Here is a 12,158-nt window from a genome sequence, read left to right as displayed (position 1 = left end):
CGGGCCTGCCGCCGCTGCCCGCGAACGCGCGCTTTCGCGCCCAGGACAGGGTCCTGTTCGTCATGATTCGCCTCCGTTGTGATGTCTTGCGTCCGCGCGGCGGGCCGGCGAAGCGGCGCTCCGCCCCGGTCAGCCGGCTGTGCGGGTGCTCCGGTGCGCGGCGGCCGACGCCACCGCCTCGACCTCCGCCCGGTCGTAGAACAGCCAGCACGGCGAGTCCCGGTCGACGAGCCGCCGGGCAATGTCGCAGGCGTCCGGATCACGCGTGAGCCGCAGCCCGTTGCGGGAATGGAGCGCTTCGTCGAGCCTTTCGGCCCGTGGATCGACGAGCGCCAGGCTCCGCCCCCGCGAGGCGATGATGGCCTCATAGGCCAGCGTCCGTCCCGGCAGGTGGTCGGCATAGCGCTGGAAACAGTAGTCCAGGAGGATGAACTGCCGTTCGAGCACGGAGGGCTGCGCCTTCAGCGCCGCGTCCAGCGCGCGGTCGTGCCGCTGGGCCGCCGGCATCCAGCCCTCGCCCACCGCCAGGGGCACGTTTCGCCACGACAGCAGGACCGCCAGCGGGTTGCGCACGATGGCGAAGCACTCGAAATGCGCTGCAAGGATCGGCAGCGCGGCGGTGAAGAACGCCGGATGCTTCATGTAAAGGCGGAAATCCGGGCCGGTGACGTTGCGGACCTCGATTTCGAGTCCATCGATCAGCGGCCTGCGCACGCCGGACTCGTCGGGGTTCCCCCACGGATTGGAAGGAACAGACCCGTTGTTCGACTTGCTGGTCGCCTTGCCCTCTCGTTCGATCATCGCGCGCTGCTGCGCGAAGAAGGCCTCGATCCGGCCGGTCATGTCCGACGGGGCGAGCGCGGCCAGTTCGGCGACCTGCATCGGCTCGTGCAGCGCCACGCTGTCGGGCAGCTTGTTCAGCAGATGGCAGGTCAGCGTCGTGCCCGAGCGCGGCAGGCCTGTCAGGAGGGCGTCGGTCGGCCGATGGCAGTCCGTCATGACTGGATCCGGCGCAGGATGGTCTGGTAGGCGGCGCGTTCGGTCGCGATCTCGTGGCGCGCGCTCGTCGCCAGCGCACTGCGGCGCAGCCGCGCTGCGAGATCCGGCGACCGGCACACCTGCCGGACCGCCGTCTCGATCGCTGCCGCCTCGGCTTCCGGCATCGACGCGTTCACGCCGTCGATGCAGAACGACCGGTTGCCCACGCAGTCGGGACAGATCACCACGCAGCCCATGGCCATGGCCTCGAGCGCCGGCAGGAAGAAGCCTTCCTGTGCCAACGGAAGCAGCAGCGCGATCCGTGCGCGCGCCATGCGCGCGAGAAACGTCCGCCGCTCGACCTGTTTCGTCTGGCAGTCCACCGAAAGCCCGTGGCGCGCCAGCCGGGATGCCAGCTCCGCCGCCAGGTCGGGCTGCTTCATCCCGGCGATGAACACATCGATCCGTCCGGCTTCGGCCGCCGCCGGCAGCTCCGCCAGGTCGAGACAATTGGGGATCGTATGCACAGGACCATTGCACCGGCCGGTGGCCAGGATCGCCTCGGCCACCTCGGCGCTGACGCAGATCCGCACGGCGCGCCGTCCCAGCGCCTCGTAGAGCGGCGTGTCGGGGGCGGCGTGCCGCAGCCCCTGGATCAGGCTGATCACCGGCTTGCGCTCCTCGATGCCGGGAAAGCCGTCGAGTGCCTGCCAGTCCATACCGGCCACGAACAGGATGTCGGCGGTTTCGGGCGCGTAGCGGTCGGTGATGGCGGCCCCGTCCGCCCAGGGGTTCGCCGGCAGGCTGTCGGGCGTCAGGTAGATGGCCGCCTCGAAGCCTTCGGTCGCCCTGGTGTGCTCGAAATAGTCGAACACTTTCAGGTGCCCGCCGGCAAATCGCCCGAACGACCTGTGGAACAGAACCCGCTTGCTCACCGTGCCTCGACATCCATCCCCGCGCGGCCGCCTCCCGCGCGGGCCTTGTCTACGCCGGCGCTCGATCCCGCGCAATCGCGCCGCGACGCGCTGCTGCACGGCGTGCACGCCCGTTCCGGTGCCGACCTGCTGCTGCTCCCCACCATCCTGTCGACGCGCCGCCCGCTCCCTGCGTTTGCGGCAGGATCGTCGGCGAAACAGGCTCGCCCGGCTGGTCTCGGCCCACGTCTCCGGTGATGGGCGCTCGCCCTCAGCCCCCGCCCGACGCCCTCCCGCCGCGCTTGAACGCCCGCATCACGAAGCCCAGCGCCCACCAGGCGGTCAGGCTGGCCGCGGCGGCGCCCAGCAGCATGGTCTCGGCCGGGCCGATCGCATCGGCAATGCCGAGCTCGGCCACCAGCTTCAGCCCCGCCGCGCCGCCGAACACCAGCCCGCAGGCGGTGCCGACGGCAAAGCGGATCGCCGCTTCGCGCCGGCCGCGCGGCAGGATGTAGGCCAGCGAAATCGCCGAGCCAGCCACCGCGCCGGCCCCCTTCGCCGCCCAGATCCAGGCGGTCTCGGCAAATTCCGACATGACGATGCTTCCGTTGCTGTTGGATGGGGTGGGGACGAACGGCCGATATCGGTCATGCGTCCTTCGAGGCTAGGCTTCACACTTGGGGCGAGCCTCGAAGGACGCACCACGCCCGTCTACCCGATCTTCAGCACGACCCTCGCCGTGTTCGGGTTGCCTTCAGTCCACACCTCGACATGCGCGACCGTCGCATCCAGCGTCATCTCGTGAAACACGTCATCCGGAACCGTTTCGAACGTCAGGCACCTGCTTGGCGCCGCGAGGTCGAACGCCGTGAGCAGCGACAATCCCGCGTAGCTCTCCGCGTCTCCGTTGACCACGATCATCGTGGGGCCGTTCACGTCCCCCTGACAGGCGATGGCGATCACGCCATCCGTCCGCCAGAAACTGCCTTTTCCGTCCACGAACGGATCGTCGAGGCTTTCGGAGTCTCGGACGTAGAACAACGCGTTCGGCACGGGGAACTGGTAGGTTGCGGCCTGGTTCATTTTTTCCTCGTCAGTCTGCGGATGGCGCCGCCTTTTCGCCGACTACATGCGACGCAGTGTGGTAAAATACGTTGTGGACTTCCACTTCTGTTCATTCGATCTGGTGCCTGGTGATCCAGGTGGAATCGAACGCCTCCATTTCCCGGGTCTGTGTTCCCACACGTGTGGCACCCGTATTTCCGGCCGATTCGACTATTCTCGCGGATTTCCCCGGCTGTCCAGTTGCGACCAGGTCCTCGGGCAGGCTGCGATTCCACCGCATATCGTCCGGGCGCGAGCCCCCAATCCCGCAGCACCTCGTACCGGCTTTGGGCTTCGCGCGCGTTGGCATTGTTCGCCTCGATCAGTCCTCGCGCGGTCTGGTAGATCTGGGGCGTCGGTTGCCAGTTTGGTTCGATCTGCCGAACCCGCGCGATCGCAGCGTTCATCGTCATTTGCGAGACGGCGATTTCGGTTGCCTCCCGCGGGCTCGCCCGACGCCGCGTCCCGGCAATCTCCCTCATCCCGCCACCACCGCGCGACCGCGGCGGACGGGCCTCAACGGATGACACCATGACGCCGCCGTCGGCATCGTCCCCGGTTCCGCCACGCGGCAAGGGCGGCAGAGCAGAGCGCTCCACTACTCCCTACTCCCTACTCCCCTACTCCCCTACTCCCCTACTCCCCTACGCCCCTACTCTCTCCTCCCATACCCCACCGCCTCGCGCTTCTCCTCGTCGCTCAGGAATCCCGCCGCGTTGACGCGCCGCCACAGGGCCTCGCGCTCGGGCGCCAGCGCGCCGATGCCGTCGGGGTCGTACCAGAGCTTCAGCCGCCCGGAGCGGTCGATGAGGCCCGACAGGGCGGCGAGCGTCCGGCCGGCCATCGGCAGCACGGTCAGCCGGAAGAAGGAGCGGTTGGCCTCGGCATAGTTGGCGTAGGTGGCGTCGCCGGGGATGCCCAGCAGCATCGGCGGCACGCCGAGCGCCAGCGCGATGTCGCGGGCGGCCCCGTTGCGGGCCTCCATGAAGTCCATGTCGCGCGGCGTCAGCCCCATCGCCTTCCAGTCCAGGCCGCCATCGAGCAAGAGCGGCCGGCCAGCGCGGGCGGCACCTGTGTAGTCCTGCGCCAATTCGGCCTTCAGCCGGTCGAACTGGTCGTCGGTCAGGCCGCCGCCATCCTTGGGCGCGTAGATCAGCGCGCCGGAGGGACGGGCCGAATTGTCCAGCAGCGCCTTGTTCCAGCGACTGGCGGCGTTGTGGGTGTCGAGCGCGGCCATCGCCGCCTCCAGCGGCGCAAAGCCGAGATGGTCTTCCAGCGGGTGGAACAGCGACAGATGCAGCCCCGTGCCCTCGGGGCCGAGCGCGATGCGGCGGCGGGTGCTGCCGGCGCGATAGTCCAGCGCCTGCGGCCAGCCGTCGCCGTCGCAGTCCACCGTCACCTGATCGGGGCGCAGCAGGTGCAGATCCATCGTGCCGCCGGTCGCCGGCACCGTCTCCACATAGGCATTGCCGGCGATCAGCAGGTGCCCGTGCAGCGCCTCGAGGAAATCCGCGCCGCTCTGGCGCGCGTTGGGCCGCGCCATCAGCGCCAGCGCCGGATGGTCGGCGCGCTCCCGCCCCTCCTCGTAGGCCACCAGCGGCAGGCCGGCGATCGCCTCCGCCACCAGCTTCACCGCCCGGTGGGCCACGGGGTTTTGCATGTAGCCCTCGCGGGCGAGCCCGGCATAGTCGCGCCGCGTCCAGCGCGCCTCGCCGTCCAGATGCAGCGCCAGGAAGCCCGTCGCCTGCTTGCGCTCGGGGGGCGTGGCGGCGCGCGGGGTCGTCCGCGGGCTCGCCCACGGCCAGGTCAATCGCATGGTCGTCTCCGCTCGTGGTTTGAGAGGTCTGGTGTCGCTGTCAGAGCGCGCGCACGCGCGGTTCCGGCGCGCCGCGCAGCATCAGTTCGGTGATCGCCCACACCAGCGCGTCCAGCCGGTCGGGCGAATGGCCCGACGACAGCCCGTTGGGGCCGAAGTCGCACATCTCGTCCTCCAGCGCCGGGAAGCGCGCCGCGTGGTGCACCCGGCGCTGTTCGTAGAGCGCCGCCACCGGCTCGGCGCGCGTGTGCTTGCTGCGGGTGGCGCGCACGCTGCGCACCGGCACGCCGGGGTCGACGTTGCCGATCACGGCGGCCACCATGTCGCCGCCCTGGTTCACCTCGGCGACGATGCAGTCGGCCTCCAGCTCGTGATACAGCGCCACCGCGCGCGCGGCCCAGCCCTGCGGCGACAGCCCCTGCACCGTCGCGTCGGCCAGCACCAGCGCCTCGTTCGGGCTCACCAGCCCGGCGGCGACGATGCCGCAGGCATCCGAGCTTCGGCGCGAGCCGGCGGGCGGGTCCACCGCCACGACGACGCGCGACAGCGCGGCGCCGGCGAGTCCGGGCGACAGCGCCGCCTCCAGCTTTTCGCGCGACCACATCGCCCCCTCGCGGTCCTCGATCATCTCGCCCTCGAGCTCCTGGCGCCCCAGGCGGGTGTTGCCGTAGCGCGCCTCGATCGCGGCGATGAAGCCGGGGGCGAGGTTCGGCGCGTTGTCGCGGGTGGACATCCGCGTCGTCTCGAAGGCCGGATCGGCCATCAACCGGCGCAACAGCGCCGAGGGCTTCGGCGTCGTGGTGATCAGCTGCTGCGGCCGCATGCCAAGCCGAAGCCCGAACTGCAGCATGTCGAAGGTCGCGTCCAGGTGCTTCCACTTGGCGAGCTCGTCGCACCAGGCGGCCGAAAACTGCGGCCCGCGCAGGCTGTCGGGATCCTCGGCCGAAAACATCTGCGCCACCGCGCCCGAGCACTCCCACACCAGCCGCCGCCGCGACGGCTCGAAGCGCGGCAGCGTGCCGCGCGCGACCGCGCGGATGCCGGAGGGGCCTTCCACCATCACCTCGCGCACGTCGGCCAGCGTCTCGCCCACGAGGGCGATCTGGCCGTGCCTTTCCAGCGCGAAGGGCGAATGGCCGCGCGCCATGCCGTTCACCCATTCGGCGCCCAGCCGGGTCTTGCCGGCGCCGCGACCGCCGATCACCAGCCAGCCGCCGGGCACGCCGGGATACAGCCGCCACAGCGGATACTGCTCGCCGCGCGCCTGAAACAGCCATTCATCCAGCAGTTGCTCACCGCGCCTGGCCACCGATGCCGGGGGCCAGGGCGCCTCGGGCGGAGCCGCGAGCCGTCGCCAGGCGTCGCTCGTCGGCGGGTCGAAGCGATCCGGCGATCTCTTCGTCAAGCGCCACCTCGTCTTTCCTCGCCCGTTCTCGTGCGGGCGTTTCCGGCCTTTCAAGTCCGCGGCCGGGGCCGGACGCCCGTTCTCGTGCGGGCGTGCCGGGCCTTTCAATTGGTGGGCAAGACCCAACGCCCATTCTCGTGGGCAAGACCCAACGCCCGTTCTCGTGGGCAAGACCGAACGCCCGTTCTCGTGGGCAAGGCTGCACGCCCGTTCTCGCGGGCAAGACCGAACGCCCGTTCTCGTGGGCAAGGCTGCACGCCCGCCCCGGGTCGCTCGAAGCTGTCGCCAGCCCGCGCCGAACACGCCGCGCCCGACCCTCCCGGCCCGGGCGACGCTCTCTGGACGCAATTTTCCGACGATAGCGAAACCCTACAGGTCCGCCGTCACGGTGTCAAGGATTATTTTCCTAATTATATACTTGACGTACCAATGCCGAAACGGGCATGATTCGGCGGCGTGACAGGCCGGTAGGTGCGTCAAGGAAACGGGAAGTTTCCTATGACGATGGATGAGACGACGAGGGACGAGATTGAGATCACGCCCGCCATGATTGAGGCGGGCCTCGATGCGCTGTGGAGTCAAGATATCGAGGGCGATGGCGGGCGGGCGGCCATTTGCACGATTTACCGCGCCATGCGCGAGGCCGCTAATCGAACATTGAAACGATTTTCTGAGCCTCTAACGCAAACCATCTCAGGGTCTTGACAACGGGCTGGCCTGCGAGTTCTTCCGGCTCGCTATAGACGACTGTGTATTCAAAGCGCACGTCAAGACCGAATGGCACGCCAGAGGCGACGACGATTTCCCGGCCCACCGGCATGTCGAGCGAGTCGACGCTGCCCCCCAGTGTCATCGACTGAGTGTGGACGCCATTGAAAGTGACGTTTTCAAAATGGATCTGGCCACCGCCAACAGCGGTAGCGAGGCCCGGAATCGTCGCGTTCGCATTCCCCGCGGCGCAAAATGATAGGCGCTGATGTTTGCGCGTCCTATCCGCCTCGTGTAGGCCGAAGAGTAGGCGATTTTCTTCGCGGTAAGGGCGCAGGGAGACGATGAGCGCTTGATCTGCGGCAGATAGCTTTTTGATCTTCCGCATGCCGTCATCTTCAAAAATGGCCTTCGACTTGGATATCGGGAAATAGACATTCTTTGGGTCTTGATTATTCCGGACAGCCAGGACCGAGGCGAGTCCGTCCAGCACTGAGCGGACTTCATTGGCAATCATTCCAGCCCGAGCGGTAGCGGCTGCAGGAACTGGCCTTTTCAAGCTTGCAACGACGTCGAAGGCAAAGGGCTGGGATATATGAGGTCGGACATGCTGGTGCACCTCCGCTCTTGTGAAGGCATCAATTCGCGCTTCCAGCGCGCCGATTTCCTCATCCGCAACAGCTAGTCGGTCCTTCAGCTCAGTGAGGTCGCTTCTCATGAAAGACGCTCCAAGTGATGACGAAAAAAAAGGTGACGAGGTCCTCCGCCGCCTGTTGAAAACCCCTCCCGAACCGAAGACCGGGAAGGGAAAGAAGCCCGCAAAGGATAAAGCTGATGATCCACATAGACCCGGACGTCGCCAAGGCAGCTAAGATGCTAGAAGGCAACTTCGAGCTTTCAAAGCTGCATAGCATTGTCCTGTCCTTGGCCGATCTTTCCCCGGCTCTATGGGGGCGCTATCTGCAGACGCCTGTTGAGCAGGCCTGCCTTATTTCTGCACAGCCATCACCAGAAGCTGCCACCCTATAGGGCTTTGGCTCTGGTGCTGATGGTGGTTCTGCGGCGGGAAGGGATCGCCCTTATTGCAGCAGTTCTCATCTCCGCAGTTCACGCACCGATATATGCCCGAGTAAGGGACCTTCACGCCGGGTTTATGGACAGTCTCAAATGCGGAGTGTGGGTTTGCCTTTTTTACGCGCGTCTCGTCTCGATAGAGTGCCATGATTGGCCCCTGTACATTGCGCCGCAGGACACCTTGACGGACTCACCGGGAAACGTAGGCTGGTGATCGTTTTCATAGCCGAGCCGTCCTGTGGCTTGGTTGCAAATGCGGGGGTGTTTCCGGGCATGGAATCACCCCCGCAGCCATTGGAACGGAAAAAGAACTCTCAATACAAGTCCGCTCGCGTCTTAAACACGCGATTCACAGGCCCTGTTTCTTTTTGCGCTTGCGAAGTAGGGCGCGCGCCTTCTGCTTAGGCGTGACCGGCTTCACCAATCCGCCGATAGGTCAGGCGCTTGTCGCGTGCGTTGCGCAGCAAGTCAGACGCGCGTTCTGCATCGCCGATACCGAGTGCCGTGCGGCGATTGTAGCGGAAGTCGAACTCAGCGAGGTAGCGGTGCAGGTGAGCCTCGCCGCAATGCTGGTAGACGCCGACCATGCCGCGCTTGAAGACCGAGAACACGTTTTCGATCGTGTTAGAGTGCACAACCACGTCGCCTTCGCGGCGGGCGTATTCCTTGGCCGAATGCTTCACGGTGCGGTGCTGCGCGAACTCGGTCCCCGTTTCGGTGTAGAGGCGGGACTCGTCGGTGTAGAGGATCGAAGCGCGGTCGGTGTTGCGAACTAGAACGTCGCGCACGGTATCCTTGGTGGCGTCGTTCAGGTGGAACATGCGAGCCTTACCGCCGCGTTCCACAAGGCCGACCACGATGCGCTTCTGTGCGCCGCCTGACTTGCCGGACTTGGTGTAGGTCGGCACACGGCCACGGGCCAGCTTACGGGGCGTCTCGCGCTTGCCGATATAGGTCTCGTCGGCTTCGACGGTCTTGCCTTCGCCGCCAATGGGGCCGGACGACGCAACGTCTTCCTTCATGGCCTCGCGGATGCGGTGCGCCATGAACCAAGCGGTCTTGTAGGTGACGCCGAGCATGCGATGCAGCTGGTGCGCGCTCATGCCTTTCTTGGAAGCGGCCATGAGATGCGAGGCCAGCACCCACTTGTTGAGCGGGATATGCGAGCGCTCGAAGACGGTGCCGACCGTAACCGAGAACGGCTTGCGGCAGTCGTTGCACTTGTAGACGCCGGGACGGGTGGACTTGCCTTCCATCCTCTTGATGCGGGCAGCGTCCACGTTACCGCAATGCGGGCAGTTCGGACCGTGCGGCCAATGGATGGATTCCAGGTGCTCGCGAGCCTTGTCTGCGTCGTTGTAGATCGGTGCGGTGATATCGAACATGGCCAAGCCCTTCCGTTGCGTTTGTTATCGCAAATCGGGGTTGGTACGTCAAGTATATAATTAGGATTATTTTCCTATCTCGTCCCATTTCGTGAATCGCAAACCCAGCGGCAGGGCGAAGCGCCACGCCCGCCCTACGTGCGAACGGCGTCGAGCGCCGTCCGGAAGGGCCGCAGCAGGCGCGCCCGCAGCGTCGGTTCGGCACGCAGGCTCACGTCGACGCCGTCGCGGGCGATGCGGGTTATCTCGTCCCGTCGCGTCCGGTCGTGCAACAGCGCCGCCTCCCGCGCGATGATCGCGGCTTGCTGTTCCGGGCCTGTCGCGGACCAGTCCGCGGCGCCGAACTTCAACGACGTGACCGCGAACCGGCTGGCGAAGGTCAGGTCGGGCTGGCGGAGGAACTTGCGCCACATGAACAGGTCCGAAAACAGGTCGGGCGGCGCCGGCGACCAGCCCACCGGCAGGGCGCGGTAGGCCGCCAGCCGGTATCCGGCCTCGGAGGGGCCGAAGAAATTCCACGTCTGCGACAGCATCCGCTCGCGCACGTGCGGGTCCGCGAGGGACGAGAACGTCGGCACCGGGCGGACCACGCCATCGGCCATCAGCCGGACCTGGCAGACCGCCGCCAGGTCGGCCCGGGCCAGAAGCCGCGCGAGAACCGCGAGATGGTCGGGATACCAGAGATCGTCATCGCCGATCTGCGCAACGAAGCGGGATCGCGCGCCGTCGAGCACCGCCGCGCGATGGGCCTCGCCGTGGCGTTCGCCCTTGGCGAAGCGGAACACATGGATGCGCTGGTCGACAGCTGCCAGGTCGCGCGCGGCAGCGACGGTCTCCGGCGGCGCGCCGTCGCAGACGATGCAGAGTTCCAGGTCCTCGACTGTCTGGCCGAGCACCGACCGCACCGCGTGGGGGAGAAACCAGGGCGGGCGCAGCACCGGCAGCAGCACGGTGAAGCGCCGGCTGCGGCGCGGCGACCGGGCGCGGGCAGCGTCAGAATCCGGCAAGGCGCCGCGCCTCTGCCACCCGGGCCACCACCAGCGCCGCCTCCTGCGCGCTGCTCTTCGGGGCGGCGCCGCCGGCCAGATGATCGAGGAAGGCGCCGAGCTCGGCCAGAAGCGGCATGCCGGTTTCGATCGGCAGGTCCTGCGGCTCCGCGCCGGGGCGGCAAAGCCGCACCGACGTGTCGTAGCTGTCGCCATACTGGGCCGAGCCCGTCGTGCCGACCACCACCATCGACCGCCGCTTGACGGGGTGCAGCGAGGAGATTTCGCAGGTGACCAGCGGGCCGTGCCGTCCGCCGCCGAGCACGGTGACGAGCGAGGCGTCACTGGCTCCGCTGCGATAGCCGCTCGCCGACGTCACCGCCGGAACGGTGCCGACGACCTCCTGCACGATCGACAGGTCGTGCGGCAACAGGATCCAGCTCGCGTCCACATCCGCGTGCGGGTTTCCGAAATCCAGCCGCCAGGTGTGGATCGCGAGGATGCGTCCGAGCTCGCCCGACCGCGCGAGGTCGGCCAGTTCGAGAACCCCTCCATGATAGCGCCATTTGTCCATGCAGAACACACGGTCCGGCGCGGCGCGGGCGATGCGCGCGGCGCTGGCGGCATCGCAGGTCAGGGGCTTCTCGACGAAGATCGGACGGCCGCGCGGCAGCAGCGCGTCGATCGTCTCCGCGTGCGACACGGTCGGAACGGCGATGACGTAGCCGTCCATGTCCGGAAGCGCGTCGAGCGTCGCGAAAGCCGATGCGGCGCCCTTCGCCAGGGCCGTCGCGCGGGAGGCCTGGGACGGCACGACCACGGACACGTCGGCGCCCAGCGACACGAGGTCCCGCAGGATCAGCCGGCCCCAGCGCCCGCAGCCGATCAGGCCGATCTTCATGGGCTTTCCGCATGACGGCTGGTCGACGCCGCCCAGGCAGCGCGCATTTCGTCATAATCGGTCGCAGGCGCCTCGTCGCGCGGCGACAGCACCGGATCCCGCGTCGGCCAGCGCAGGCCCAGCCTGGGATCGTCGTAGCGGCAGCCATTTTCCTCGCTGGCCGACCATCGGCTGCTCAGCCCGTAGACGTAGGTGGTGCTGACGGGAAAATAGAACCCATGGCAGACCCCGTGCGGGATGAAGGCGACCTGCGGGCGCTCGGCGTCGAGTTCGAGCATCTGCGACCGCCGGGCGGCCGGGTCGTCCGGGCGAAGGTCATGCAGCCCGAGCAGCAACCGACCGGAAATCACATGCAGGTAGTCGCTGTGGCGGGGATGGACATGCACGCCCCGCAGGGTGCCGGCCAGGCTGGTCACGAGGTTCCATTGCTGGAAGGCGGGCGTCGGCACCCAGTCGGCGACATAGAGCTCCCGCAGCGCGCCGCGCGCGTCCGCGTGGACGACGAGATCCCGCACCACGACGCCGTCGATCGACCCTTCTGTCATCGAAACCTTCACCAATGGCGTTGAGCCGGCGACGATCGGGCCGCGCGAGCGTTTTTCTGGCAGGGCCGTAACGCTCGGATCGGTCGTTTCGCTCCCAACCAGTTGCGCAAACCGCCGTCGCGGGGTCAAGCCCCTCCCGGCCCGATCGTTGGCGTTGCGCCGATCGGCGGCTTGCTGTCAAACTGGCCTCGTCCTCGTGACGGATTCGCCGGGATTGGAACCAGCGCAGGCTCGCGGCGCTTTGAACGGAGAGATGGCACGAGCATGACGACACCGACCCGACGGGCGCGAGACGAACCCGGGCCGCCGCCAGGCGACGGCGGTGCGCCGCTGCCGGCCGGC

Annotated in this window: 12 protein-coding genes; 1 reads left to right on the top strand and 11 read right to left on the bottom strand. The window is 67.5% G+C overall.

Going from position 1 to position 12,158, the window contains the following annotated elements:
• Positions 1–129: 129 nt before the first annotated feature.
• The 7 genes from EJC49_RS24730 to EJC49_RS24700 form a co-directional block, all read right to left on the bottom strand.
• Positions 130–999, bottom strand: coding sequence for a sulfotransferase (locus EJC49_RS24730; RefSeq protein WP_126702594.1), 870 nt, complete (start codon positions 997–999; stop codon positions 130–132).
• Positions 996–1,913, bottom strand: a complete 918-nt coding sequence (locus EJC49_RS24725; protein ID WP_126702593.1) for a glycosyltransferase — start codon at positions 1,911–1,913, stop codon at positions 996–998. The genes EJC49_RS24730 and EJC49_RS24725 overlap by 4 nt, the downstream gene beginning before the upstream one ends.
• 250 nt (positions 1,914–2,163) lie before the next feature.
• Positions 2,164–2,487 carry a DUF6107 family protein gene (locus EJC49_RS24720; RefSeq protein ID WP_126702592.1) on the bottom strand — a complete coding sequence of 108 codons (324 nt, stop codon included), beginning with the start codon at positions 2,485–2,487 and terminating at the stop codon, positions 2,164–2,166.
• A 116-nt stretch (positions 2,488–2,603) separates the two neighbouring features.
• Positions 2,604–2,975, bottom strand: coding sequence for a hypothetical protein (locus EJC49_RS24715; RefSeq protein WP_126702591.1), 372 nt, complete (start codon positions 2,973–2,975; stop codon positions 2,604–2,606).
• A 673-nt stretch (positions 2,976–3,648) separates the two neighbouring features.
• Positions 3,649–4,812 (bottom strand): phage portal protein, encoded by a 1,164-nt coding sequence (locus EJC49_RS24710; RefSeq protein WP_126702590.1) that lies wholly within the window; start codon positions 4,810–4,812, stop codon positions 3,649–3,651.
• Between the two features lie 40 nt (positions 4,813–4,852).
• A complete protein-coding gene (locus tag EJC49_RS24705; RefSeq protein ID WP_126702595.1) occupies positions 4,853–6,121 on the bottom strand; it encodes a DNA-packaging protein in 1,269 nt (422 codons plus the stop codon).
• Between the two features lie 742 nt (positions 6,122–6,863).
• Positions 6,864–7,643: a hypothetical protein gene (locus tag EJC49_RS24700; protein ID WP_126702589.1), complete on the bottom strand. Its 780-nt coding sequence runs from the start codon at positions 7,641–7,643 to the stop codon at positions 6,864–6,866.
• A gap of 116 nt (positions 7,644–7,759) precedes the next feature.
• Between EJC49_RS24700 and EJC49_RS25865 the strand changes: the two genes are divergently transcribed.
• Entirely contained in the window at positions 7,760–7,954 is a 195-nt protein-coding gene (locus EJC49_RS25865) for a hypothetical protein (RefSeq protein ID WP_170314860.1), read from the top strand.
• Between the two features lie 446 nt (positions 7,955–8,400).
• Here the strand turns inward: EJC49_RS25865 and EJC49_RS24690 are convergent, their stop codons facing one another.
• From EJC49_RS24690 to EJC49_RS24675, 4 genes are all read right to left on the bottom strand, one after another.
• Entirely contained in the window at positions 8,401–9,384 is a 984-nt protein-coding gene (locus EJC49_RS24690; RefSeq protein WP_126702587.1) for an IS1595 family transposase, read from the bottom strand.
• 134 nt (positions 9,385–9,518) lie between these two features.
• The gene (locus EJC49_RS24685) at positions 9,519–10,391 is read right to left on the bottom strand and encodes a glycosyltransferase family 2 protein (RefSeq protein ID WP_170314859.1); all 873 of its coding nucleotides are present in this window, start codon (positions 10,389–10,391) and stop codon (positions 9,519–9,521) included.
• On the bottom strand, positions 10,378–11,271 hold the full coding sequence (locus EJC49_RS24680) for a Gfo/Idh/MocA family protein (RefSeq protein ID WP_126702585.1): 894 nt from the start codon (positions 11,269–11,271) through the stop codon (positions 10,378–10,380). The genes EJC49_RS24685 and EJC49_RS24680 overlap by 14 nt, the downstream gene beginning before the upstream one ends.
• Positions 11,268–11,816: a dTDP-4-dehydrorhamnose 3,5-epimerase family protein gene (locus EJC49_RS24675; RefSeq protein ID WP_126702584.1), complete on the bottom strand. Its 549-nt coding sequence runs from the start codon at positions 11,814–11,816 to the stop codon at positions 11,268–11,270. The genes EJC49_RS24680 and EJC49_RS24675 overlap by 4 nt, the downstream gene beginning before the upstream one ends.
• Positions 11,817–12,158 lie beyond the last annotated feature (342 nt).

The organism is Aquibium carbonis (assembly GCF_003970795.1).
Classification (GTDB): Bacteria; Pseudomonadota; Alphaproteobacteria; order Rhizobiales; family Rhizobiaceae; genus Aquibium; species Aquibium carbonis.
Note: the sequence above shows the minus strand (reverse complement) of the source record. Positions and strands in the feature narration are given on the sequence as shown.